This window comes from Vibrio injensis, assembly GCF_001895205.1.
Taxonomy (GTDB): Bacteria; Pseudomonadota; Gammaproteobacteria; order Enterobacterales; family Vibrionaceae; genus Vibrio; species Vibrio injensis.
The window spans coordinates 12,152-38,887 of the sequence record NZ_BDJF01000027.1 but is presented as its reverse complement, the minus strand read 5'-3'; the positions used below and the strand labels follow the sequence as shown (position 1 = coordinate 38,887).

Here is a 26,736-nt window from a genome sequence, read left to right as displayed (position 1 = left end):
CCATCTGTCCTGAGCATCATTGGCTATCCAACAATATAAAAGCGTCGTAACTCGTTCCGCCGCTTTTCGCTCAGCACATTCGGTTTATTGTTATTATGTTGTGGAGCCAGTTAAGATTATTGAGGATACGTTTTGTAACGCACTCCCATCATTTGTTCCATACAGTGGATCACTTGGCAACTGTAACCAAATTCGTTGTCGTACCAGACATATAAAACGCAGCGATTGTCTTGGGCGATAGTCGCAGCACCATCAACGACGCCAGCATGACGTGAACCGACTAAATCGCTCGAAACGATTTCAGTTGAGTCGGTATAGTCAACCTGCGCGGAAAGAGGGGAGTGGGTTGCAATTTGTCTTAAATAGTGGTTTAACGACTCTTTATCGACGGATTTGGCTAGATTTAAGTTAGCAACCACCATGGACACATTGGGTGTCGGTACGCGAATCGAATTCCCAGTTAATTTTCCTGCTAGCTCGGGTAACGCTTTGGCGACGGCTTTTGCTGCACCTGTAGAAGTCAGCACCATATTCAGAGACGCAGATCGGCCACGACGTTCACCTTTGTGGAAGTTATCAATCAAATTTTGATCGTTGGTATAAGAATGAACGGTTTCAATATGCCCAGATAGGACACCATATTGATCGTGCATTGCTTTAAGAATTGGCGTAATCGCATTCGTTGTACAACTTGCCGCCGATATAATCGTATCGTCAGCGGTAATCACCGATTCATTCACCCCAAAAACCACATTTTTAATATCGTCTTTACCGGGTGCGGTGAGCAAAACCTTACTCGCACCTGGAGAAGCTAAATGACGGCTCAACCCTTCACTGTCGCGCCACACACCGGTGTTATCAACGACAAGCGCATCGTGAATACCATAGTGGCTATAATCGACCTCTTGCGGTGAGTCAGCATAGATCATTTGGATATAGTTGCCATTGGCAATCAGAGCCTTGCGTTCACTATCGATAATAATACTACCGTTGAACTGGCCATGGACGGAGTCTCGTCTCAATAGATTGGCGCGTTTTTCTAAATCTCCGTCTTTACCGCCACGAACGACAATCGCACGTAAGCGTAATGGGTAACCCGGACCACTTTTTTCTATTAATAAACGAGCCAATAAACGGCCAATACGTCCAAAACCATAAAGCACAACGTCTTTCGGTTGATTCATAGGTTGGCCGTTCACCGCTTCAACAAGTGCCGTATGCAAGTAATCTTGCATAGCATCGGCGTCATCATGATGTTGCCAATAACGATGTGCTAATTGGCCAATATCGATTTTACAAGGCGATAGGGTCATCTCTGCCAGTAAAGTGAGCAAAGGTATGGTTTGTTCAAGAGATAAAGATTCTCCGATATAGCGACTCGCAATTTTATGAGCTTTGATGATGTCAATCGTGGTCGCATTGATCAGCGTTTTACCAAACAATAAGATTTCTACACCTGCTTGTCGGTAAAGTTTGCCAATCAGAGGCGACATAGATTCAGCGATGGTTTGGCTAATTTGCCAATCGAGGCGATGTTTTTCTGGGCTCATGTTGACTTAAGACCTTTCACGTAGGGTTAAATGTGATGTCACCGCAAGCGATAAGCATCACGTGCTCAACCATCACAATTTGTATTGTGTTTAGTATTGAGCTGGCTTGTTATTGGATTGTGTCAGGATTGTAAATCTTGATCGGTTATTCTGCTAGTAAAATTAATGACCATATATTAGGCTGTAGTTCTACTATTTTCTGGTTTTTTAACGGGGTTTTTCAGGGTTAAATCGGTATTGACAATTTTAATTAATGTCACTTATTTCGTGAGGATATACATTGAAATCATAGTTGTGTTTGAAAGAGAAAGATTAGTTACTTAATTTTTGTGATTTCAATCTAAAATACCTATTTATTCAGCAGGTTAATCGGTATTGATCAGCGTGATTTAATCCATGTGGTTTGAATGTGTTCGCGATCTGAAAGTAGTTCTTAATTGATTAGGGTTATTGGCAAGAACAAGGTAGGTTAATTTTCACCTACCTGTTTGTGAATGAACGGTGGTTACCAGACAAGGCACTCTTAAGTGGTTACTGGTGGTATTAATTAGAGATTCGTTGGTGGGATCTGATTGATCGGTTTGAGTTCAGCCAAAGGTAACCAATTCACTTTTACCCCTGCTTGTAAAAACATATCTTGGCTCACCTTTATTTTTTCGCCCCAACGGGAAAGAAAATCATCAGATTGTTCAGGGCAATGCACCGCAGAAATACCAGTTTGAATGATTTTGGCCGCGCAATTGGGGCACGGAAAGTGAGTGACATAAATTTCACAGCCATCCAAATCACGTTTAGCGAAGAGAATGGCGTTTTCTTCAGCGTGCAATGTTTTTAAATATTTCATATCTCGGTCGTCGGTGTTTGCACTGTCAGAGATCCCGTGTGGATAACCATTAAAGCCGACAGAGACAATGCGATTTTGTTTAGTGATCACGGCACCAACTTGAGTAGACGGATCTTTACTCCAAGAGCCAACCAGCTCGGCCATTTGATAGAAGCGTTGCGCCCATTTTGAAATCATAATATTGGTTTCCTTAACGTAACGTTATTTATTGCTTATGATCGTGATTTTATTGAGCTTAGTCTAGATAAATTTTGCTGCCTAGACGCTAGATAAACGTTGATCGATTCAGTCCCCTTGTTACTAGAGTGAGACAAACCTCTCGCTTTGCGTAACCCTTCTCAAAACCAGAATGGGATATTTAGCGATAGGCTTTGTGAGAGATCTCTTACAATCAATGTGCGATATATGCGTTTCTTATCATGGCTTAAATGGTGATTTTGTTCTTAACCTATTGTTTTTATTTGTTTATCTATATGATAGGCTACTATTTTTAATAGCAGTGTCAATCAACGGCCTTGCTGAAAAACCAGGTTGTCGTATTCTGAATTTGTCAGCAGGAAGCCGACACGGAACAGGAAAGACCCAAGGATAGGTCATCTTCAGGAAGAAGATTCGATGATTCAGGATGAAACATCGGCAAGGAAAGCGAAGGACATTAGCAGGACGCGAATAACTAGGATGGTTATCACGGATGGTTAATGGACATCTTAAAGGAATAAGGCACGTCTATCAGGATGATAGAGCAAGGGACACCGCTAGGATGGCGATGAAACGGAATGTGCTAATGGATATAGCAGACTATCAAGGAATTGATGCAGGGAGCACTTGATTAGTAGCCGGATTGCTGCGAGTAAGAACTGAACCCCACTAGGCGTAAGCTTAGTGGGGTTTTCTTTTATATTACTCACTGGCTTTTTTTATTGGCTTAGATATATTGCTGTGATGGTCATCGGTTCGTCACGATGAAGCCCCGTTTATCTTAAAGATAATATTCACTTTGCAAGGCCAATGTAGGCTAAAGATAGGAGTTATTCGATGCAAGCAGAAGTACAATGGATTGATGGATTAAGATTTATTGGTCAATCACCATCAGGACACTCTATCGTGATGGATGGTAATGCAGGCTCCTCTGCGCCCAGCCCGATGGAAATGATGTTGATGGCCGCTGGGGGATGTAGCTCAGTGGATGTGGTTAATGGCTTAAAGCAAGCTCAGCAAGCGGTAACGGGATGTCGTGTATCGTTGATCACTGAGCGTCGAGAAACGGCTCCGCGTCTTTTTACTCATATTAATCTGCATTTTACGATTGAAGGGAATAAGGTATCGTCAGAAATTGTTGAACAAGTGGTGGCAGATTCACTCAATAAATACTGCTCAGTTTGTTTAATGCTCGGTGAAAGTATTGAGCTCACCCACAGTTGGGAAGTCATTAATGCTTAACTAATGAGCAGAAAAGGGAACAGGCATGAGCCATTTTAAATATACAGGATGTGGGATTGCTGCCATTTTATTGTGGGGAGCAATGATTGGTTTAATGCGCACTGTGGCTGAATCTTTCGGACCGATTGGTGGTGCAGCTTTACTCTATACTATTGCCGCTCTCTTTTTAATCGTCGTGCTTGGTGTCCCTAAACGGCAACATTTTTCTCTTCGCTATCTATTGATTGGAGGAGGGTTATTTGTCAGCTACGAAATCTGCTTGGCATTAGCGATAGGTATGGCCAATAGCCGTCATCAGGCTTTAGAGATGGCGGTGATTAATTACTTATGGCCAGCGATCACGGTAGTACTAGCGGTTATCTTAAGTAAAAAAACAGTCAGCGTTTGGCTTTATCCGAGTGTTGGTCTGGCCTTTACTGGCGTTGTTTGGACCTTAACTGGAGACACCGGATTCTCTATCACTCATGTGGTAAATAATATTTCCAGTAATCCTTTGACCTATGGGTTGGCCTTTATGGGGGCGGTGATTTGGGCAATCTATTGCAATGTGACGAAATTAATTGCAAAAGGTCAAAATGCTATCGCTCTGTTTTTTATTGCTACAGCGATAGTGCTATGGATAAAGTACGCGCTAAGCCAAGAAGGGCCACTGAGCTTTAGCCCAATCGCCACCTTTAATGTCATACTGACTGGTGTGGTGATGGGCAGTGGTTATGCATTATGGAATATCGCTATTTTGCGTGGCAATATGTTGTTATTAGCCACACTCTCTTATTTTACCCCTGTAATATCGACGCTTTTTTCATCGTTAATTCTTGGTGTGATACTCGATACCAGCTTTTGGCAAGGGGTTGCAATGGTGACGTTAGGTTCATTACTTTGTTGGTGGTTAACGCGTGATAAACCTAAACTGATTGAAGCTACCACCTAAAAATAAACCCGCCGTAAATGGCGGGTTTATCGGTTAGGGTAAACAGTGATTAACGAGCGATATTGACGTTAATTTGTAGTTTCAGAGGTAACCCAGATAAACGCTTAGCGATAGTTTTTCTGGTTTGTTCGATATCATCGACTAAAATTACATCACTGTTGTCTTCAGGATAGATATCCACATCTACCCATAATTCTGGACCGACTTTGGTCACTCCGGTTAATTCAATATCTTGTTCTGATTCTTTACAGGCATCGATAATACTTTGATCAACGCGCTTACAAATATCTTTACTCGGTGACATGAGGAATATTTCGCGTAATGCATTTCTCACCATCCCGAAAGGTACTTTTAAAAAATAAAACGACATAGCAAGCATCATCAGTGGGTCAGCATAGACCGCATAGTGAGCGAAGGGAGTAAAAGTCACACCCAGTGCCACAATAAAGCCGATGGTTACTGCAAGGCTGAGCAGTGTATCCATTTGCCATTGTTTTACCTCTGCACCAATCAGGCCTGAAGCGTGGCGTTTGCTAAGTTTTGCCATATACCACCATGCTAAGCCACAGCCGATAACGTTGATTGTACCAAAAAGGGTCGCAATCGAAGCATCGACTTCTCTACCGCCAGTGACTAAAGCACCGATCGCAGAATAGAGTGAGTAGGTGACGAGTAGTAAGATCACGCTGCCTTTGATAACAATAACCGCAGGTTCAAATAGCGCACGACCAAAAGGGAACTGCGCATCAGACGGCTTACGTATATAACGTGAAGCGACCAGCGACAATAATGTTAGCAGTAAACTGATGAGAGAGTAGACTCCATCAAAGACAATAACTAATGACCCTACAAGTAAACCAACCACTAATCCGCCAAGGGCAAATACTGATGCGATAAGGGCGGAGAAGGTTAAGACACGATTTTCATTTAAACTTGTTTGAGCACACATAAAACATCTACCGATTTAAAAACTAAACGTATTTTGGCTTAAAATCGGCCCATTACAATGGCAATTTACTTACAGATCTAAATAAAAAACATGATTAAAGTGAAAACTAATTTTAAAACAATGAGTTATGGTGTCTTTCTGCTGTCAATAAAATTGACTCTGACTGCCATTGGTTATTTAAAAGTCAAATAGGTAGTCACTTAGCTTATCGGCTAGCCAAAGCATGGCTGGATTTTCAGCACCGCCGGGGATGGTATACATGCAATAATCTTCTTGAGTTAAGCCGTAGGTATGGCGAATAACGGTTAAACGTTGTTCGCGCAGATGATGACGAATTAATGGCTCAGGTAGCACACCCCAAGCACTTTCGGTCAATATGGTCGCCAGCATATATTCAAAACTTGAGAAGCCAATATAACGACGAGAAAAGGGTTCAAGATTGGAGTTATCTTGATCATTTAAGTAGACCATCACCGCTTGCATAGATTTACGTAAGTCTTCATCGGAAACTCGTTTGAGTTTGGTTAAAGGATGACTGACGCTACAGACCGACATCATGCGGATTTTTCCAAGTGGCTGATAACTGATACGAGGATCATCCAATCGCTCGTAATCGACACCAAACGCAAAGTCCACTTGCTCGGTTGCCACTAAGCTGGCTAGATCACCACTCGAAGCTAAGACGATGTTAAAGGATGTATTAGGAAATAATTTATTCAACGAATGAGCCAAATCTTGCCATAACACATCAGGCAGAGAGTCATCCCGGGCAATCCACATTTCAGCGGCAAATTCATCACACACTTGTGAGCAGGTGCGTTTAATTCTGGTCGCTGTAATTAATAAGCTTTGGCAGTCTTTGTAGATAGCCTTGCCTGCTTCCGATAATGTGACTTGATTACCACTGCGAACGAATAGCTCAACCTTAAGTTCATTTTCCAGCGCTTTTACCGCCATACTCAGTTTGGTTCGGTTACATTCCAGTTGGCGAGCCGCCTCGGAAACTGAGCCGGCATCGGCGATAGCACAAAATGCTTCTATTTGTGATAGGTTCATGAGGGTTCCATTATTAAACGGGAGCGAGGTTAATCAAGGCTGATCACTTCCACTTTCATTGTCGATTTTCTCAGCATTACGATGAATATTGTATTTTCTTAACCAAGATTGTTCGCTAACGCTATGAAGTTGACTCTATTTTGGTTTAATCTTGGCATATTACCAGAATACAAGACGTAATACGGAGACCATGATGGTATACGACTGGGATAATCTCGCGAAAGATTGGGAAAACAATACAACAAACACGCTGTTTGTTCAGCAGGTATTTCAGCAGCTGAAAACCTTAACGTCCTTGGATGGCAAGCATATTCTTGATTATGGCTGTGGAACGGGTTTCTTAAGTCAGATGATGTCTCCTCTGGCGAAAAATATCGTCGCATTGGATTGCTCAGAATCGATGATTGAGGAGCTCGATAAAAAAGATCTGCCTAATGTTGAGCCTGTGGTTGATAGTTTAACGCGCGGCTTAGTGGCTCAACATCCAGCTTTTCGAAAGCAGTTTGATCTTGTCGTCGCCGCTTCCGTGTGTGCTTATGTTGATGACTTTCCACAAGTGGTCGATATTATTTACTCGTTACTAGACGAAGGTGGTTTGTTTATTCAGTGGGATTGGTTAGCAGACAATGCGTTGGTTGCTCACCATCTACATGAACTCAACGTCAGACAAGCTTTTACCCAAGCCGGCTTTACGACTATTGAGGTTGCACAAGCGTTTGTTATTGATACCCCGGATGGACCACAAGCCGCCTTTTTTGCACTAGGACGTAAATAACCGCACACGTCTGGTTTGAGTCTCTCCAACGATGTGAGTAGAGTGCGGCGTTGGTTGATTAGGTGGTCGCGTTGACGTAACTCGCCACCTCATCAAGCACTTCAGGATGATCAATAGCATGACGATTGTCGACCGTTTGCCCATTAAGTATTTGCTTAACCGCTAACTCGACCAATTTACCGGATCGCGTTCTCGGTACTTTAGAAATCGGGTAGATTTTCTTCGGTACATGTCTTGGTGAACATTGGGTGCGCAATTGTTGTTTAATGGTCTCGATCAGTTGATCGTTGAGCGAAGCACCTTGTGACAACTCAACAAAAAGAACAATAATTTCATCGCCTTGCTGCTTTTGGCCGACGGCGACCGCATCCGCTATCTCGGTAATCGATTTAAGTGCTTGGTAAATCTCTGCAGTACCTATGCGTACTCCGCCAGGATTGAGTGTCGTATCACTTCGGCCATAGAAGATAAATCCGCCTTGTTCTGAGCGCATGACATCGTCACCATGGTGCCAAGTATTCGGATACTTCGCCCAGTAAGCATTGTGGTAGCGCTCGCCGCTATCATTCCAAAAGCCAATCGGTTGATTAGGGAAACTGTTGCGACAGACTAACTCTCCGCGCTGTTGCATGACCGCTTCGCCCCGCGAGTTAAACGCCGCTACGTCCATGCCTAACCCCGCAACTTGGCATTCTCCCCGATAGACGGGTGAGAGTGGATTACCCAAGACAAAACAGCCACAAATATCAGTGCCTCCAGAAATCGAAGCGAGATGTACATCTGACTTAATATGTTGATAAACATAATCAAACTGATGAGGATAGAGCACTGAGCCAGTAGAGCAGATTGTTTTAAGATCTGCGAGGTGATGATGTTGATTGGGCGAAAATCCCGATTTTTGTAATGATTCTAGATAAATAGCAGAAGTGCCAAACAGCGTTGTTTTTGATTGCTCAGCCAAAAGCCAGAGAACATTGGGGTTTGGATAGATTGGGCTACCATCAAAAATAATTAAAGTCGCTCCACTTGCCAGCGCTGATACGTGCCAATTCCACATCATCCAGCCACAGGTTGTGTAGTAAAACACCCGATCGTTAGCTTGGATATCACAGTGCAGTTGGTGCTCCTTCAGATGATTCAGTAGGGTTCCTCCGACAGAATGAATAATGCACTTAGGCTGTCCAGTCGTGCCTGAAGAGTAAAGAATAAACAAAGGGTCATTAAATGCTACGCGTTGGTAGGTTAATCCTTTTGGTGTATAGCTAGCGAGAATGGATGCCCAATGGGAAAAGTGTTCATTGATGCTTGGGTTATAGGCGCGCTTTTGCAGATAATCAATTTGGCAGACATTATTGAGCGTCGGTAATCGAGTCACTACTTGGGAGTTTTGTTCATGCATCTGGTGCGTTTTACCTGAAAAGGTATACCCATCGCAGCAAAATAGAATTTTAGGCTCCACTTGTGCAAAACGCTCAACCACGCTGTTAACCCCAAAATCTGGGGAAGTTGATGTCCAGATTGCCCCTAAACTGGTGGTCGCGAGCATAGCCACGATCGCTTCTGGGATATACGGTAGATACGCTGCAACTACATCGCCTCGACCGATACCATTTTGTATCAACCACTGCTGAATAATGCAGACTTGATCAGAGAGCTGTTGCCACGTTAAATGGCGACTTTGGCCGCGCTCATTACTAAACCAAATAGCAATATTTTCCGGTTGTTGGTAGGCATAGGCGAGTAAATTTTCTGCGTAATTAAGCTCAGCGTGTGGAAACCAAGTTGTATCTCGACTGGGCATAAATGGTGGCCAACGAGCTTCACCTTGAGTTGATAATAACGTGCCTCGTAAGCCAATCACATCACAATATTGCCAGACCTCACTCCAAAACAATTCGGGATATTCAATCGACCATTGATGCAACTCATCATAGTGAGTCATCGTATAGCCTTGTTGATGAAGATATTGCATGAATTGGTACAGCTCAGAAGCATGAATACGTTGTTGGCTGGGCGTCCAAATCGGGTCAAAGTGAGACATGTCTTTCTCAAGTTAGCAAATATTAGATACCCAAAGTGTTGTATAAATTGCTGTAAAGTCAAAAAAGAAGATTGATAAACAAGCAAAATTACGTACTCAGGCATGCTTAATGAGGCTAAATACAAGCGATGGTTGTAAATAAAATGTTACGCAAAGGGCGGGAGCAATCCTTGATCATGAATGGCAGATTGAAGCAACCGTGAATACGCTAAATGTAATAATAGTGTTACGGAGATTCCGTCATGAGTTGTTATGTTGCTAAATCACTCAATCAACACGGTGAGATCGACTGGAGTGAAGAGGAGCATAGTGTCTGGCACGATCTTGTCGCTCGTCAGCAGTCGATTGTCGGTGAGACCGCTTGCCAGCCCTATTTAGATGGCTTGGATTTACTGGCACTGTCAGCGGATAGAGTGCCACGGCTATCTGATCTCAATCATACTTTAGATCGAGAAACCGGCTGGCAAATTGCCCCCGTTCCCGCCTTAATCAGCTTTGATCATTTTTTTGCGTTATTGGCCGATAAAAAATTTCCTGCGGCAACGTTTTTACGTTCTCGACAAGAGTTTGATTATTTACAAGAGCCCGATTTTTTCCATGAAATTTATGGTCACTGTGCCATGTTAACGCACCCTGATTTTGCGGCATTTACTCATCGATATGGTCAATTAGGTAAGAGTGCTTCTCCTAAAGCACGGGCTTATTTAGCTCGTTTGTATTGGTTCACGGTTGAGTTTGGCTTAGTCAAAGAGCAGGGGAACGTCAAAATTTATGGCGGCGGTATTCTCTCTTCTCCTGCAGAAACACGCTGCGCGCTAGATCAACCAGACTCGCAACATCGACGATTTGATTTGTTGCAAATACTGCGCACCCCGTATCGAATCGATCATATTCAGCCAGTTTATTATGTATTGGAAGAGATAGGTGAGCTTTACTCACTCAGTCAATTAGATTTAATGCATTATGTTGAACAAGCCATGGCACTAGGCTTACTACCCGCGCCATTTACTGTAAAGGAAGAAAACTATGTTGGATGAATTACGTTGTGAAGCCTGTGATAGCAACGCAACTGCTTTAACTCAAGATCAGCAGCAGACATTACTGAGTGAACTTGATGGATGGGCACTGGTGCATCGAGACGGTGTTCCGCAGTTAGAAAAAGTCTATCGGTTTAAAAATTTCAAGCAGGCTTGGGCGTTTTCTGATCAGGTAGCAAACCTTGCTGAAGCGATGCATCATCATCCTAAAATCACAGTCGAGTGGGGTAAAACGACATTAACTTGGTGGACCCATGCCATTCATGGACTGCACAATAACGATTTTATTTGTGCTGCACGCTGTGACAAACTGCCTCGTTAAGTGAATGATCCTCAGGCGATATTGAGTATTCGCCTGAGTGATCTTCTCCCAGTTTCATCCTCATATGCCCCTTCATTCTATCTTCATAAAACTGTCATTATTGTTACACATCTAACCTTTTTGTTGTGATGGCTTTATTTTTACTCTTATTTTTTATGTATATTTATCATTGTCTTAATGGGTTGTTGTACTTTTTTGGTAAATTTTAAGCTTGAAAAAGTCGCTGAGACTGTTAGTTTATAAAAGAAACTTGTTTAGAGTTCTAATGGATAATATGTATCAAACTATGATGACAGCATCGCCTTGGGTTGCATACCCAGAAATTATGCAAAACACTCAGGATGAGTGGACTTTTCGGGTCCCACACCGAACGGATGGTAAGCGAGTTCATGATCTGATAGCACAGTGTGCTCCGCTGGATGAAAACTCTGCTTACTGTAACTTCTTACAATCTACCCACTTTCAAAACACTTGTGTGATTGCTGAGCGCGATCAGGAATTGGTCGGTTTTATTTCAGCCTATCGCAAGCCGGATAAGCCGAATGAGTTATTCATTTGGCAAGTCGCAGTGAGTCCCACTGCGCGAGGTATGGGTCTGGCTTTCCATATGCTGAATGAGCTGCTGACTCGTGATGAATTGAGCGATATCAGAGTGTTAGAAACGACCATTACTCGTGATAATCAAGGCTCTTGGAAATTATTTAAAAAGCTGGATCGAGCACATGGCGAACGCGGTGAAGTGTCTACTTTTCTCGATGAGACTCGCCACTTTGATGGCGAGCATGACACGGAATACTTGTACCGTATCCCGCTCTCTCTTCCCACCAACCAAAAAGGATAAATCCCATCGTTATGGATATCTTCAAAAAGAAAGAATCAAACGTTCAATCTTATGCCAATAATTTTCCTGTTGTTTTCTCGACAGCAAAAGGAAGCTGGTTGTATACCCAAGATGGTGATGCCTACTTAGATTTCTTAGCGGGCGCAGGCTCGTTAAATTACGGCCATAATAACGCCATTTTTAAACAGGCATTGCTTGAGTACATTGATAAAGACGGTATTACCCACGGTTTGGATATGCACTCAGAAGCGAAAGCTGATTTTTTACATGCGCTGCAAACTTACATTTTTGAGCCGCGCCAGCTTGATTACAAAGTGCAGTTTACCGGACCAACGGGGACGAATGCCGTTGAGGCAGCGATGAAACTGGCGCGTAAAGTAACCGGCCGGACCAATATTGTGGCTTTCACTAATGGCTTTCATGGCTGTACTTATGGCGCTTTAGCCGCCACAGGGAATCAACACCACCGTGGCGGTGCTGGTATGGGGCTATCAGGGGTGACTCGTATCCCTTACGACGGTTATGCCGATATCGATGGCCTAGCGTTGTTTGAGACTATGCTTGGCGATCCTTCTTCTGGTTTGGATAAACCCGCAGCTGTGCTATTGGAAACCGTACAAGGTGAAGGGGGGTTAAACGCAGCCTCTTATCCTTGGTTACAAAAGCTGAGTAAAATTTGTCGAGCGCACGGTGTACTGATGATTGTCGATGACATTCAGGCGGGTTGTGGACGTACGGGAAGCTTCTTTAGCTTTGAACCAGCTGGGATCAAACCCGATATTGTGACGTTATCAAAATCGATTGGTGGTTATGGTTTACCGCTCGCCGTTGTGCTGTTTAAACCAGAGTTAGATGTTTGGAAGCCCGGCGAGCATAACGGTACCTTCCGTGGTAATAATCACGCCTTTGTGACGGCGGCGAAAGCATTACAAACCTATTGGGCTAATGATGATTTTCAACAGCACATTAAAGCCCGAGCTGAACAAGTCACCCATACGATTCAGCAGACCATTCGTCGTTTTCCAAGTTTATTTACGCGTTTGAAAGGGCGTGGATTGATGCAAGGTATTGAATGTCAAGATGGTGAGATTTCTAACACGATCGCTCGTGAGTGTTTTCGTTTAGGCATGGTGATTGAAACCGCAGGGCCACAAGACGAAGTGGTGAAGTTTTTCTGCCCCTTGACGATCAGTGAAAATGAACTGGAGCAAGGCTTAACGATTTTCCAGCAAGCGGTGGAAAACGTCGCTCCGCAGTTTATTCAAAAAGCATCCTAAGGAAAGATCATGATTGTTAGAACATTACAAGAATGCCAACAAAGTGAACGTCGCGTCGTCGCCGAAACGTGGGAAAGTGTTCGCATGTTGCTCAAAGACGATAATATGGGATTCTCGTTTCACATCACGACGATTTATCAAAATACTGAGACCCACATACACTACAAAAATCATCTGGAATCGGTGTATTGCATGTCGGGTGAAGGGGAGATAGAAGTTGTTGGCGGTGAAACTTATCCCATTAAACTGGGTACTCTGTATATTTTGGATAAGCATGATGAGCATTATCTACGAGCCCATAAAGAGGCCGATATGGTGATGGCATGCGTATTCAATCCTCCGATAACGGGAGCGGAAGTTCATGATAAAGATGGTGTTTATCCCATCGTTGAGTGAATCCACTGACCATAAGCAGTGTAAATGGATGTTGAACGAATCAAAGTCTATTACGCTGCTTACTCACCTAACCGATATTCAATACAAGGAGACCTTATGTCTTACACCGTAGAAAAAATCGGTGGTACTTCCATGTCGGCGTTTGATGCTGTACTGGACAATATTTTTTTAAAGCCGACTAACCCGTATGGACGAGTGTTTGTGGTATCGGCTTATTCAGGGATGACCGATGCACTTTTAGAGTGTAAACGCACCGGGAAACCGGGTATTTATCAAATGATTGCTAAGCGTGATGAACACTGGCAAGACGCGATATACGAGCTTGAACAACGGATGTTGATGATCAACGAAAATCTGTTTGCCGATCCCATGAGTCGAATTCGCGCCGATAAGTTTATTCGCTCTCGTCTCTCTGAAGCGGTCAATTGCGTCAACAACATTTTAGAAACCTGCCAATATGGTCAGTTTTCACTGCGTCATTATTTACCACAAATTAGAGAGTTCCTCTCTTCTATTGGCGAAGCGCACAGTGCTTATAACACCACGCTTAAATTGAAAACGTTGGGCATTAATGCTCGGTTTGTCGATTTATCGGGTTGGAGTGAACAAACGCGTGGCCAGTTGGATGAGGTGATTGAACGTGCCTTTGCTGATATTGATGTGACGCGAGAGTTACCCATTGTTACCGGTTACGCTTATTGCGACCAAGGCTTGATGAAGAGTTACGATCGCGGCTACAGCGAAATGACTTTTAGCCGAATAGCTGTCTTAACCGACGCCTCTCAAGCGATCATTCATAAAGAATATCATCTTAGCTCCGCAGACCCTAGAGTCGTCGGGCCGGAGAAAGTTCGTCCGCTGGGACTGACGAATTTTGATGTAGCCGATCAGTTGGCTAATTTGGGTATGGAAGCGATTCATCCTAACGCCGCGGCTGGATTACGTAAAAAAGGCATTGAACTTCGAGTCAAAAATACCTTTGAACCGGATCATCCTGGTACGCTGATTTCAAATCATCATCAACCAGAAGCCAATAAAGTCGAGATCATTGCTGGGCGCAACAAAGTGTTCGCCTTACATATGTTTGATCAAAGCATGGTGGGTAATGTTGATAATGCCAGCTATGAACTGATGGAAATCATTGCTGAAGCGAAAGTCCATTTAGTTGGTAAAGAAATGAACGCAAATTCAATGACTTACTTCTTGAGTGGCACGAGCGATAACTTGAATCATGTCCTGTATAAAGCAGAGAAGCGTTATCCGAATGCGTCGATTTCAGGAAAAATGGTTGCGTTAATCTCGGCGATTGGAGCCTCGATTAATACTAACCTCGCGCTCGGTAAAGGCATGCAGTCTTTAATGGAAGCGGGGGTCAACCCGATGGCTGCTCACTCATCGATGCGCAATGTTAATGTGCAATTTGTGGTGGAAGATGGTGATTATAACAGTGCAATTTGCGCTTTACACCAAGCTCTAATTAGCCAAAATACCAGTGTGAAAACGGACGACAAAGTAAAAGCGGCTTAGGCCGTTTATCCACGAACTTTAGCCATTCAACTGCTACCATTCGACCGCTACAGAGCTGATGACCTTGTAGCGGTTTCGTATTTTATTGCGGTGTTGTTCAATCAATCTCTTGCCCCTTAACCGTTGGGTTGAACAAATCAAGCTTGATTGTTAATCGTACATAGAGGTAGCGGTTCGTCAATTTGGACGATTAATGAATCGTCGGTTTCCAAAGGTTGGCGAGTTTCATGACGTCCAGCCATAACCACAGTTCGGGTATTAAAATAACCACCCGTTTTGGTGGCGGTAAAAAAAGAGTATCTTGGCTGTGTTGAGGAAAAGCCATCACCGCAGGCCAATTTGGACTTGCTGCTCCCGAAGCAGTTTCCGAGATTTGTAAATGGATATTGGGCAAGGTATTCATCGTTACCCCCGTTAATACGTTTAACAGTCAATGTAGGTGGCTTACCCATATAAATAAGGCAAAAAATACGGACTTCAAGCGGGATAAGGAAAAATAGTGTGCTTGTTTTTTCTCACTATCATTGGTTTTGTATCAAGCCGTCTTAAGATTAACATGACTGAAAAAAAAAGCCGCCCTCGAATACAGGGCGGCGTGAATGACCTTAATAAAGTATGAGCGTTTAAGCTTTAGGATCTAACGCATCTTGTAGCGCATCGCCCAGAAAGTTAAACGCCATGACGGTGAATAAGATAGCCACTCCAGGATAAATCGCCAGCCCTGGGGATTGCCAAATCATTTCTTGGGCATTTTGCAACATATTACCCCATGAAGGCAGGGGCGGCTGAATACCTAAGCCAAGGAAAGATAAAGCACTCTCAAGCAAGATGACGCCACCTAAGGCCATGGTGGTCGAAATGATCACCGGTGATAGCACATTCGGCAATACGTGTTTACGGATGATGCGAGCGGAAGAAGCGCCATAACCGACCGCGGCTTTGACATATTCACGTTCACGAACTGATAAGGTGCCAGAACGCACCAAGCGTGCAGTAGTCGGCCAACCGAAGAGAGCGACAATCACAATGATCCGTAACAGGCTAATGGTATCGCCTTGCACCCATTCATCGGGTAGACCTAACTTACGTAAGTCCACGGCGGCAAGTACAATCATCAATGGTAAGGTAGGCAGTGAGAGGGTGAAATCGGCAATGCGCATTAAAATAGCATCGATTTTTCCACCAAAATATCCGGCACAAACACCAATCAAGCTACCGATAATCGCTGTGGCAAATGCCGCCACTGCGCCAACCATTAATGAGATTTGTCCACCATATAAGAGACGTAAAAAAACATCACGGCCCAGCTCATCGGTTCCTAACCAATGGGTACTGCTCGCTGGTTCTAAGCGAGCAAAGAAATTGACGTCAAACGGGTCATGTCCCATCCAACGCGCAATCAAAGAGGCAGAGAAACATAGGATCACCAGCAGCACAACAAAAATGGCACTGACCACACCGGCTTTATGGCGCTTAAATCGGTTCCAGACTAAACGCCAAGGTGAAACACTTGGCTGAGCTTTTGGCTGCTCAGGAAGCACAACATTCGAACTCATCGTCGTTGTTCCTTGACTCATGATGTCGCTCCTCGGCTTAGAGAAATACGCGGATCCAATTTTGCGTACAGTAAATCGGCCACTAAGTTACCCAATAATGCGGTAAAGGTAATCACCATTAAGCCGAGCAACGCCAGATTGTAATCATTCCCCATAATGGCATCAAAAATCAGTTTTCCCATCCCCGGCCAAGCAAAAATCGTTTCGGTAATTAAGGCTCCAGAGAGCATAAAGCCAATATCAAGGGCAACGATAGTGACGAGTGGGATCATCGCATTACGTAGGGCATGATGAATCACCACCCGTTTATTATCTGCCCCTTTAGCTTTAGCGGTACGAATATAATCTTGGCGCATCACTTCCAGCATGGTGCCACGTACGTAACGTGAGTGGCTAGCAACGTTTAACACGGTTAACGTGATCGTCGGGAGTACCATATGTTTAGCGGTTAACCAAAACCCACCCCCTTCAGCTTGTCCCGTTCCGCCAGCCGGAAACCAGCCCAAGGTGACAGAGAAGAGTAAAATAAGCATTAAGGCTAGCCAAAATGCAGGGGTAGAAAAGCCGACAAACGCAGCAAAGCTAATTAAATAATCCGCCCAGCTACGGTGTTTTAACGCGGCAATAATACCGACGGGAATAGCAATCGCTAAAGAGAAGAAAGTCGCGAAGCCGACTAATTTTAAGGTATTGATCACCGCTGGGATCAAGACATCGATCGCCGGTTGCGAATAGAGTCTTGAATAACCGAAATCTCCTTGCAAAGCGGAAGTTAGCCAGTGCCAATAACGAGTGATGAGCGGTTGATCTAATCCGTATAATGCTTTCATTCTTGCCACATCGGCAGGTGTCATGGTCGGATCGGATTCAAACATCAAATCAATCGGGTCGCCCGGCATCAGGCCAATAAGACTGTAAGAAACGAAGGAAACAAACAGCAAAACCAATAGGCTTTGAATAAAACGATGAGCTAAATAGGTTTTCATGAAACCTCCATAACAGCAATATGAGCGTCATTTTTTACCGCATCAGAACGGGTCACTAATTGCGGATAGTGACAAGCGACTTGATGTTTGGCGTGCGCGAGTGTTTGCATCGCGGGTTTCTTCTGACGGCATACCTCATCAGCAAAAGCACAACGCGGATGAAAGGTGCATCCGGATGGCGGATTAATCGGACTCGGTACATCCCCCTGTAGCGCTAAGCCTTTACGTCTGCGCCCCAGAGCGACCTCGGGTACGGCAGCAAGCAGAGCTTGGCTGTAAGGATGAGCAGGAGCAGAAAAGAAAGCTTCGCGCGGCGCTTGTTCGACAATACGCCCTAAATACATCACCACAACGGTATCCGCCAGATGATCGACGACCGCCATATCGTGACTAATAAAAAAGAAGGACAGTTGGCGAGTTTCTTTTAACTCAACAAATAAGTTGAGCACTTGGCTTTGTACCGAGACATCCAGCGCGGATAATGGCTCATCAGCAATGATCAGCTCCGGATCCAATACCAATGCGCGTGCGATACAGATCCGTTGGCGTTGCCCGCCCGAAAACTCATGGGGATAACGGTTGAGTGCATCTTCACTTAAGCCAACCGAGTATAATGCCTCTAATACTTTAGCGCGTTGCTGCTCACGATTACCCATACCATAGACTTCTAATGGCTCAGAGACCAGTTGTGAGATGGTCATGCGAGGGTTAAGCGCCGAATAAGGGTCTTGAAAGACCAGCCCAAGTTGCTTACGCAGCGCTTTCATGGCTTTTTTGCTTAAGTTAGCGGTCGGTTGGCCAGTGATGTACACCTCGCCTCTACTTGGTTTTTCAAGCAGTGAGACCATTCGACCTAAGGTGGATTTGCCACAGCCAGACTCGCCGACAATCGCTAAGGTTTCGCCTTTGCTAATCTGCAGTGAAATATCATCCACCGCCTGAAGATATTGCTGATGGCGTCCAAAAAAATCACTGTCGCCAATTGGATACGCTTGGCTGACATTATCGAGTTTAACTAGCATGGGCAAACTCCACTTGATGACACGCAACGCTGTGCGAGTTTGAAAGGGAGAGTGTTGCCGGCATCTGCTGGTGGCAGAGTGGTTTCGCTTGCTGACAACGATCGACAAATGGACAGCCGAGACTGCGTTGCCCAAGCGGGGGAACACTCCCAGCAATCGCGGGTAAACGAGCTTGACGGTGGCCAATCCTCGGTAGGGTAGCGAGTAGTCCTTGGGTGTAAGGATGCTGTGGATCGCTAAACAATTGATCAGAGGTTCCTTCTTCTACCACTCGACCGGCGTACATCACGACGACGCGATCGGCAAGTTGTGAGACGACACCTAAATTGTGGCTAATAAATTGAATGGCGGTGCCGGTGGTTTCTCGCAGCTCTTCAAGCAGGTCTAAAACCTGCGCTTGTACGGTAACATCGAGGGCGGTGGTTGGTTCATCAGCAATGATCAGTTTAGGCCGACAGGCGAGCGCCATGGCTATCATTACCCGCTGACGCATGCCACCAGACAGCTCATGTGGATAAGCTTTGGCGCGACGTAGTGGATCGGGGATATGCACTTGTTCCAGCATTTCAATCGCTTTTTGTCGCGCTTGTGCTTTGCTGTCTCCTTGATGAAGAAGAAACATTTCTGCAATTTGATCGCCAACCGTGACCACCGGATTTAAGGCGGTCATTGGCTCTTGAAAGATCATCGCGATGCCTTCACCGCGTAGTTTTTGCCATTGCTCAGCGGTATTGGTCAGGATATTTTGTCCGGCAAACGTGACCGAACCAGAGGCCTGCATAATCGATGGTTGCAGCCCCATTAGGGTTAAAGACGCTAGGCTTTTGCCACAGCCAGACTCACCGACAATACCGACAATCTCACCAGCATGGATACGATAACTAATATCATGCACGGCCGGGTGACCATGGAAGGTCACCCGCAATTGATTTACATCTAATAATACTTCGCTCATTGGTTTATGCCCCATCTTTACGCCATTCTTCTACCCACAAGGTAGAGGGGTATTTATGACCCGTTGGGCGCACGCCTTTTAGCCACTTTGGCATCACATAACTATCAGAGCGGAAGTAAAGAGGTAACGCCGGTAAGTCTTCAGCGTAAAGTGACTGCATTTTGTGGAACAGTTGATGGCGAGCTTCATCATCGAGCTCCACTTCAATTTTTTCGAGTAACGCATCCATCTCAGGGTTGCTATAACCGATGTAGTTTTGTCCAGCCCAGCTATTTTGTGCTGATGGAATTTGCGCTGAATGAAGCGTAGTTAATGGTGGGCTTTCTGGTGCTGACGCCCAAGCAAACATTGCGAGTGCTTGATGTTTACGTTGATTAAGCGTTTCACCAAAGAAGACGCGAGCGGGTTGGTTATTAATTTGTACGCGTACCCCAATTTGTCGCCATTGTGACTGCAATACTTGCTGAACCAATTCACGAGAGCGGTTACCGGCGGTAGTCATTAATTCTAACTGGAGTGGACGACCTTCTTTATCAACCATGACATTGTTGCGCAGCGTGTAGCCGGCTTTTTCAAGCAATTGGCGAGCTTTGACCGGATCGTATTGGTATTGATGTACCCCATCAAAGAAAGTGACATCGAGTGGATGAACGTTACTGTGAGCAACGGGTTGACGTCCTTCAAATAGACGATTGACCAACTCTTCTCGGTTCATGCCGTACATCAGCGCCTGACGTACTTCACGAATGGCGAGATGCGGATTATCCATTTGAGTATCAAGATGTTCGTAGAGTAGTCCTGGAGCGTATTCGACCGTAAAGCGATTCGCGTGACGCTTCTCAAATTGTAAGGCTTGTTCAATCGAAAAGCCCAGTTCACCCGGAATGTAGTCGACAGAGCCTGATAACAAATGCGCCTCAAGTGCTGCCGTGTTTTCGACGACTTTAAAGATCAGGCGATTAAAATCCGGCGCTTGACCTTTCCAATGCGAGTTACGCTCTAAGGTGATAAAGCTACCTTGTGAAATTTGTGTGATACGAAAAGGACCATTGTATAAACCAGGATGAGTAGGCTGGGTAACGTACAGCGTTCGGCGATCATACGTCGTTGGATCTTCGCGATAGATCGCTTCTTCTAGGTGCGCAGGGAGCACAGACGGAACATAATCACGGTACTTAAAGTGCGCTTTATTAAGATAGACCTCGAAGGTCTTGTCATCCAAAGCCACCACTTTCTCCATGATTCGGTTGCTTTCTAAACCGGGAATGCCTTTGACATTAGGATCGGTCAGAACGGCATGAGAAAGGAGCACATCTTTGGTGGTGATGGGGGTACCATCTCCCCAATATAAATCGTCTTTGAGCTCAACGGTGAGTTTAATACCGAGTGTACCATCTTCTCTGGTGTATTTTTGCGCACGTCCATTATCCAAAGAAGGGGTTTCTGTACATAACATACAGAAACTTTGCCAATCATGGTTGTAAGCGACCATATCACGAAAGGCGGTCCCCATAATCAGCGAATTGGCTGTCATTGAATCAATCACAGGATGTAAGTTACTTGGGAATTGAGTAATGCCCAATGAAAGATCATTGGCAATGCTTGTCGCACTAAGCAAACTGCTGCTTAAAGCGACTGCTAAGAGTGTTTTTTTCATCATCACGGCTCCATGTGTAATAATCAATGGGTAATGTTGCATATTTGTTTCTTTCATTCAATAAAAGGCACTAATGCCAAGAGAATGATTGAATCTGTGTCTAGATTTAATAAGTCCCAGCTCAAAAAGTGAGCTGGGAAAGTGTATTTCTGATAATGAGGATCAATACAATTCTTCATCAGACATCATTGGTTATCTATTAGCGATTTGAAATCGGTAAACTATCAAGAATCTGATAATACTGGCCGGCAACTCGCTCAAATTCACCATTGGCGTAAGCGTTAATTAACGAGAGATCGGCTGTCCAGAAAAACTGTTGATCCACTGATTCATTGGCATAGCCTTGAGCGACATTGTCAACGGCAGTGAAGTACTGCTCTTGAAAATCGGATGCAAACAGGGCACGACTACGCCAGAAGATGTTATAGAGCTCTGGGAGGCTAAACGTTAACGGATTATCACGGTTTTGATAGCGATTCTCTTTCTTAAGCAGAGGTGTGTTATCTTCCATCGCTAATGCATTGATAAAAGCAATAAACCTTTCAACTTCATCATCGCCTTCATCTATCTTAAGATCCACAAAGCGTTGTATTAACTCAGGGTTAAGTGCTTTGATCGGACTATGAAAGGCGGGAATAATCGTTTCCCAGATACCATTCCAAGCGGTTTCAATTTGCGTGGTTTTTGCGCGTAACTCGGCATTAGAATAGTTTTGTAGTTTGGTGGTTAACTGATAACCCTCGTTTGCCTGTAGAGCACTGGCGTATTGATAAGCCATGGTGTTGGCTTTGCTGGCGACATAACGTTGGCCATAGAGATCAAACGGTATGGTTTCACCAGCGATAGTGCCGGAACGATCTTGCTGTTTAGTCCAGCTGTCGTATTGGGCGATACCACGACTGCGCACTTCAAAATCATTCGACTGCATCTGCTCAACGGCTTGTTGTAAGATCAAGCTGGCTAAGTTATTTCGTGAATTCTTGGAAATATTGAAGTCATCCATGATTCCATCAGGTAATGGTGGTAAAGATTCCAATAATTCGGTTTTATGCAGATTGACGGTGACCCCACTATTGATAGGAAGTACGTAAGAATTGCCATCTTTATCGCGCAAAGCAAGCGGAGTATTGAGCGCTTCTTTAGCGATGAGGTTGGCCATAATATTATCAAATTGCGCTTTAACACCAGGTAGATCGAGCAAGTTAGCATAGCTCACTTCATCGGTTTGGCGTAGTGAATAGCGACGGGCAAGTAAATTACTGGCGAGCAATTTATCAGGCCAGATCCCTAATACTGAGACTGCATTTGACCATGGAAAATCGGGGTCAAAGCCTTTGACGGAGTTAATGAATCGACCATTAACCGTCTCTGCTACGGGTGTAAATCCACGAGCAAAATCGTTAATGATTTCAGAGCTTACCGAGTCAAAGCAAGATGCATCACCAATATTGTAAGTGGCAGGTATCTTGAATGAGTAGCCACTGAGCATATGCCCTAATGATTCAACTCGATATTGATTACCATTTTGTAAAACACATTGATGTTCTGGAGTCGCTAAGACGTCTAAAAAGAACTGTGCCGCGAGCTTTGACGCATTACCTAAATCGCAGAACCAAAAATCCGTGTCTTGACCACGACAGTACTCGGGATTACTGGTTAAGCTGCTGAGAAAATCCCCAGGTTTTGCACCAGCAGGAGCGATACCTAGTGAACGATAACGATAATCGATGCGCTCATGGTCTTCTAAGATGTCACGAATTTCATTCATTTCTCTAAAGCGACGTAAAACGTAGCTTGGGTAATCACTATTGAATAAACCAGAAATACCATGAATACCAATATTACGAGCATCATAGCTGTCTAAATGACGTTGCCATGAATAGGTGACGATTTCGGTTAAATTTGTTCCTTCATCAAAGCGGTTACAATCGCTATTGAGAGAGACATTACCATCAGTACAGAACTGATAATTGATCTGCGCTAACTCTGACAAATTATGCTGTTGTTTAATTTGGGCGAGATAGTTTATTGCGCCATAGCGCACTTGCTCATACAGGGCGTTGCGATAAGGCGATTGATGAGCATTATAAGCAATCGCATCAAACGTCGATAAATCACAACTATACCGTACTTGCCCATCGTTGAGCTGACCACGAGGTTGGCAATCGAGTAAACTGGGGTTATTTGGATTTCTCGCACTCAAAATAAAGGGATTCTCTGCATCAGACTGAGCATGCACTGAATTTGCTGGCGCTGTGATGTCAATTTTACGGCCGTAGGCAAACTTAAGGGCGGCAAGATCATATTTACCCCAAGTCGGCAGTTGATCGAGCATGCTTGGTGCGTAATCCATGATTGAACTATAAGCGGGAATATTATTGAGACCAATGGCTTTCGCTTCTTGTTGAGTATAGAAGTTCGCCTTGTCATTCGAGCCTTTAAAGTTATGACGTAAGCCAAGGTTATGCCCTAACTCATGCACCAGCGTTGAGGCATAAGTTGCAACCGTAATCGCATCTGCCGCTTGTTGTTTCAATCCGCTAGGAAGAGCAGACCAGCGTTTTAATTGTTTAACTTGTTCCCCTTGTGCGTTAGTGATGGTGTCAAAAAAACCTGCATCGGTTAACGGCAAGTTATCCAATAGAGTTTTAGAGGTTGAGGAAACCCAAGTGGCTTCGACAGGATAAATATTGTTTTCAGACCAAGTGGCTAAACGGCGTTCTTCGGCATGCAGTAGCTCCTCTAGGCTCATGTCATCATCAAACTTGCGAAAGATTGATTCAGGAAGGCTCGCAGACGGTCTTTGATTTAGGGCATGATCAGCGCCTAATAACGGTACCTGAAACTGGGTAGTATCCACGCGCTCAACTTGTTCCATTAATCGCAATACATTCTGCTGCGCTAAGCGAGCGGCAATATCTTGAGATAGGGCTTGACTGCTTTGTGCGTGAGCCGTGGTTATCGATTCACTATCCGATAAGCTGCGTTCAATTTGGCCACGATTGTAAAACCGCACTAAATTATCCCAATAGAAAGGTACTCCTGCCCGAGCAACTCCTGAGTATTGGTTAACATGAGCTTTTAAAATCTCACCAGTCAAAGGGTGGCTGACGGATGGACCATAACCGAGCAATCCATTGGCCAGCGGCTCATCGATAAGATTAATTACATTGTAGCGAAGATCACCGGGATGAATATTCATTGGTTGGTTACGATTGACAATCGTGATGGGTGGCTTTCCTGAATCAGGTTCAATGATCTTAAGGGTACGATTCATAAGATCGATGGTTTCTAATGTTGAGTCTAAGAACAGTTTGTTTTTTGGCTCAAAGAAACTATCACTTAAATAGTACTCAATCGGTTGGTTGGGATTGAAACGATTGAGATAGGTCACCGTTCTATCATAGCGGTTGGTAATAGGATCTAGAACTTTCGATGACGTGGTAAAAAAACCGATGTCATTTTCATCTTTTACAGGGTAGGGAATCGGCTGATAATCCGTGGAAGCTAATTGGCTTTCATGAACTAAAGAGTAATGAAAACGAGATTTAAACGCACCGTCTTGAATGGCATCACGCAGCCCTGCGCGGTTTTCCCATTTGATGTACGAGCTACGCTTATCTTCATCAATTTTGAATGTACGCTCAATTTCAAAATTGAGTACGCCAGCTTTAGGATCAAACTTCCAAGAAATCAGTTCTGCTTTGCCTATCTCAGAAATACCTTCACGAATGCCATAAAAGTCTTCCCAGTTCAGCTCTGCAATCAATAGATCTTCAGGCTTAGGGGTAAAATGTGTGTTAGCACGAAAAGGGAGGTTGGCGTCTTTGTTTGCTTCTTCTTTATTAACACAATCACCATAGCGATCTTCTTGACAACGATAAGCGGTGAAATCACCCGGTATGGTTAAAATGTGTGAGAAATTCGTTTGTCTATCACTGCCCACGGCGTTGCTTGGTTGTGGTATACAATAACCATTAGCATCTTTAGGGAGAGTCGCATCTGGATAGTTGCTATCGTAGTTGCGAACTTCTAAACCACGCTCACTAAAACAGACTTCTGCATAGCGGCCCATGCCTTGTAAAAAAGGAAACTGATTAATCGCAAAGCGCGGAGCGGCACCCGTGGTCGGAACGTAAAACCAGCGACCTTCTGTTTTAAGATCTTTTACCGCGATTTCTTTGATATCACGGGGAAGCGTGTCATAAGATTGTTTATCTGCGCCGCATCCCGCCAAAATGGCGGTAATCGACGATGCTAACAAGAGTCTTCTCATCATATTGCTACCTATGTTTGTTGTGTTTATTTACTCGTACACATCCACCGATTCATCAAGCACAGACAATGAGTCATTATTGAACGGATAATAATGGCCCATGATGGGTGATACCGATGAAAGCAATGAATGTGTGATGGTTTGTTATAAATCGAGTGGTGTTTGTTAATAGTTCAAACTGATACTGGCGGAGTAAATCACTCTATCTGCATCAAAAAGATCGATGTTCCCCAAGGTACCCTGTGCGGCATCGTAATAAACACCGGAGTTTGAGGCTCCGACATTAAAGGCCACATGTTGGTTTACGCGGTAACTGAGATTGACATCACCTGCGTAATCGAATGAGTTACGTCGCGTACCAGCGTAGCTAATGGTATTGCCTCCCAGCACTGAACTGCTGAAAGTAAAATCGCGCCACTGGTAACTGCCAAGAAAGTGAAAACCGTAAATCCATTCGGTTAGCGAACGCTCGCCCATGGTTTCATAGCGGTGGAAATTTTTGCGTAAGCGAGGCGTCAATTGCCAATCTATATTGACCGCTTGCCACTGGATAGGGGTTGATAACCTTAGGGCGGTCGTCAGTTTGTCTTTGCGTGAAAACTCTGATGTTGGCAGGGTGAATTGAGCTTGCCAGCCAATGCGTCCCGTTTCGCCAAAAGTAAATTGAGATTGTCGGTGTAAAGCGATAGCCGTGTCGGTAAAAAAATCACCGCGCTCTTGCTGTAATGGGCGATAAGCACCAGTTGAAAGCGAAATTGAATAATGAGGAGCAAAGGTATGGCTGAGTGTACTGTTCCACCATAGCTTACGTTCTGAACGGTAATCATTTTTGTTGTAAATATTTGAATCATAGCCAAAAGTTAAACTGGCTGCATAGCTGGGTACAAAATCAGCGCTTTGCTCAGATTCCGATTCTAACTCTTGTGGGTAAACAAAAGGTTGAGTGTTGGCAACGGCTTGATGACTGATCATCAGCAATGACGATAGCATCACTATCCGTGATAAAGAGTAGATTTGCATGTATTAACTTCCATGTTGCAATGTGTGTTGTATGGCAGTTCATCATGTATGTTTCACCAGTTTCTACTCATCAATGTGAGCTAAACCATTCCTTAGTGATAGAGATGCATGTGACTGTTATATTTGTTTAACATGCTTGTAACTCAACTGACTTAATTCAAGCAATCTATTTTTGGGAGTGATTTGTGGGGTGTTATTTATTGATACCGTAAAGTTTCATCTACTGAGCTATTGAACAGCAGAATATAAATAAGCTATTGTGCTCAACTGCTGACAGG

General features: G+C 44.2%; 22 protein-coding genes. 9 read left to right on the top strand and 13 right to left on the bottom strand.

The genetic code is table 11. The features are described 5' to 3' along the window. Positions 1-116 precede the first annotated feature (116 nt). Positions 117-1,550 (bottom strand): glyceraldehyde-3-phosphate dehydrogenase, encoded by a 1,434-nt coding sequence (locus BSR11_RS12315; protein ID WP_072670652.1) that lies wholly within the window; start codon positions 1,548-1,550, stop codon positions 117-119. A gap of 547 nt (positions 1,551-2,097) precedes the next feature. After that, positions 2,098-2,571, bottom strand: a complete 474-nt coding sequence (locus BSR11_RS12310; protein ID WP_072670651.1) for a dCMP deaminase family protein — start codon at positions 2,569-2,571, stop codon at positions 2,098-2,100. 858 nt (positions 2,572-3,429) lie between these two features. Between BSR11_RS12310 and BSR11_RS12305 the strand changes: the two genes are divergently transcribed. After that, positions 3,430-3,834, top strand: a complete 405-nt coding sequence (locus BSR11_RS12305; RefSeq protein ID WP_072670650.1) for an OsmC family protein — start codon at positions 3,430-3,432, stop codon at positions 3,832-3,834. Between the two features lie 25 nt (positions 3,835-3,859). After that, a complete protein-coding gene (gene yddG, locus BSR11_RS12300; RefSeq protein ID WP_072670649.1) occupies positions 3,860-4,765 on the top strand; it encodes an aromatic amino acid DMT transporter YddG in 906 nt (301 codons plus the stop codon). Positions 4,766-4,814: 49 nt separating this feature from the next. On the opposite strand, the gene BSR11_RS12295 is transcribed toward yddG, so the two are convergent. Together BSR11_RS12295 and BSR11_RS12290 are read right to left on the bottom strand one after the other, a co-directional pair. Continuing rightward, positions 4,815-5,714 (bottom strand): cation diffusion facilitator family transporter, encoded by a 900-nt coding sequence (locus BSR11_RS12295; protein WP_072670648.1) that lies wholly within the window; start codon positions 5,712-5,714, stop codon positions 4,815-4,817. A gap of 177 nt (positions 5,715-5,891) precedes the next feature. After that, positions 5,892-6,770 (bottom strand): LysR family transcriptional regulator, encoded by an 879-nt coding sequence (locus BSR11_RS12290; RefSeq protein ID WP_072670647.1) that lies wholly within the window; start codon positions 6,768-6,770, stop codon positions 5,892-5,894. A gap of 193 nt (positions 6,771-6,963) precedes the next feature. Between BSR11_RS12290 and BSR11_RS12285 the strand changes: the two genes are divergently transcribed. Further along, positions 6,964-7,545 (top strand): class I SAM-dependent DNA methyltransferase, encoded by a 582-nt coding sequence (locus tag BSR11_RS12285; protein WP_072670646.1) that lies wholly within the window; start codon positions 6,964-6,966, stop codon positions 7,543-7,545. Positions 7,546-7,603: 58 nt separating this feature from the next. On the opposite strand, the gene BSR11_RS12280 is transcribed toward BSR11_RS12285, so the two are convergent. Beyond that, the gene (locus BSR11_RS12280; RefSeq protein WP_072670645.1) at positions 7,604-9,586 is read right to left on the bottom strand and encodes an acetoacetate--CoA ligase; all 1,983 of its coding nucleotides are present in this window, start codon (positions 9,584-9,586) and stop codon (positions 7,604-7,606) included. 242 nt (positions 9,587-9,828) lie between these two features. On the opposite strand from BSR11_RS12280, the gene phhA reads away from it, so the two are divergent. The 6 genes from phhA to BSR11_RS12250 all read left to right on the top strand — a co-directional run bounded on the left by phhA (position 9,829) and on the right by BSR11_RS12250 (position 14,986). Continuing rightward, positions 9,829-10,623, top strand: coding sequence for a phenylalanine 4-monooxygenase (gene phhA / locus BSR11_RS12275; protein ID WP_072670644.1), 795 nt, complete (start codon positions 9,829-9,831; stop codon positions 10,621-10,623). Beyond that, positions 10,613-10,945, top strand: a complete 333-nt coding sequence (locus BSR11_RS12270; protein ID WP_072670643.1) for a 4a-hydroxytetrahydrobiopterin dehydratase — start codon at positions 10,613-10,615, stop codon at positions 10,943-10,945. The genes phhA and BSR11_RS12270 overlap by 11 nt, the downstream gene beginning before the upstream one ends. Positions 10,946-11,231: 286 nt before the next feature. Further along, complete coding sequence (ectA, locus tag BSR11_RS12265; RefSeq protein WP_172465337.1) at positions 11,232-11,786, top strand: diaminobutyrate acetyltransferase; 555 nt, start codon at positions 11,232-11,234, stop codon at positions 11,784-11,786. 11 nt (positions 11,787-11,797) lie between these two features. After that, complete coding sequence (gene ectB / locus BSR11_RS12260) at positions 11,798-13,063, top strand: diaminobutyrate--2-oxoglutarate transaminase (protein ID WP_072670642.1); 1,266 nt, start codon at positions 11,798-11,800, stop codon at positions 13,061-13,063. Between the two features lie 9 nt (positions 13,064-13,072). Continuing rightward, positions 13,073-13,459, top strand: coding sequence for an ectoine synthase (locus tag BSR11_RS12255; protein ID WP_072670641.1), 387 nt, complete (start codon positions 13,073-13,075; stop codon positions 13,457-13,459). A gap of 96 nt (positions 13,460-13,555) precedes the next feature. Next, on the top strand, positions 13,556-14,986 hold the full coding sequence (locus tag BSR11_RS12250) for an aspartate kinase (protein WP_072670640.1): 1,431 nt from the start codon (positions 13,556-13,558) through the stop codon (positions 14,984-14,986). 190 nt (positions 14,987-15,176) lie between these two features. Here the strand turns inward: BSR11_RS12250 and BSR11_RS12245 are convergent, their stop codons facing one another. The 8 genes from BSR11_RS12245 to BSR11_RS12210 all read right to left on the bottom strand — a co-directional run bounded on the left by BSR11_RS12245 (position 15,177) and on the right by BSR11_RS12210 (position 26,458). Further along, positions 15,177-15,389, bottom strand: a complete 213-nt coding sequence (locus BSR11_RS12245; RefSeq protein ID WP_072670639.1) for a hypothetical protein — start codon at positions 15,387-15,389, stop codon at positions 15,177-15,179. 220 nt (positions 15,390-15,609) lie between these two features. Beyond that, on the bottom strand, positions 15,610-16,542 hold the full coding sequence (locus tag BSR11_RS12240; protein WP_050782769.1) for an ABC transporter permease: 933 nt from the start codon (positions 16,540-16,542) through the stop codon (positions 15,610-15,612). Positions 16,543-16,559: 17 nt separating this feature from the next. Beyond that, positions 16,560-17,528, bottom strand: coding sequence for an ABC transporter permease (locus tag BSR11_RS12235; protein ID WP_072670638.1), 969 nt, complete (start codon positions 17,526-17,528; stop codon positions 16,560-16,562). After that, positions 17,525-18,550 (bottom strand): ABC transporter ATP-binding protein, encoded by a 1,026-nt coding sequence (locus tag BSR11_RS12230; RefSeq protein ID WP_072671192.1) that lies wholly within the window; start codon positions 18,548-18,550, stop codon positions 17,525-17,527. The genes BSR11_RS12235 and BSR11_RS12230 overlap by 4 nt, the downstream gene beginning before the upstream one ends. After that, positions 18,540-19,505: an ABC transporter ATP-binding protein gene (locus BSR11_RS12225; RefSeq protein ID WP_072671193.1), complete on the bottom strand. Its 966-nt coding sequence runs from the start codon at positions 19,503-19,505 to the stop codon at positions 18,540-18,542. The genes BSR11_RS12230 and BSR11_RS12225 overlap by 11 nt, the downstream gene beginning before the upstream one ends. 4 nt (positions 19,506-19,509) lie before the next feature. Continuing rightward, on the bottom strand, positions 19,510-21,162 hold the full coding sequence (locus BSR11_RS12220) for a peptide ABC transporter substrate-binding protein (RefSeq protein WP_072671194.1): 1,653 nt from the start codon (positions 21,160-21,162) through the stop codon (positions 19,510-19,512). Between the two features lie 199 nt (positions 21,163-21,361). Beyond that, positions 21,362-25,441: a zinc-dependent metalloprotease gene (locus BSR11_RS12215; protein ID WP_072670637.1), complete on the bottom strand. Its 4,080-nt coding sequence runs from the start codon at positions 25,439-25,441 to the stop codon at positions 21,362-21,364. A gap of 162 nt (positions 25,442-25,603) precedes the next feature. Beyond that, complete coding sequence (locus BSR11_RS12210) at positions 25,604-26,458, bottom strand: hypothetical protein (protein ID WP_072670636.1); 855 nt, start codon at positions 26,456-26,458, stop codon at positions 25,604-25,606. Between the last annotated feature and the right edge of the window lie 278 nt (positions 26,459-26,736).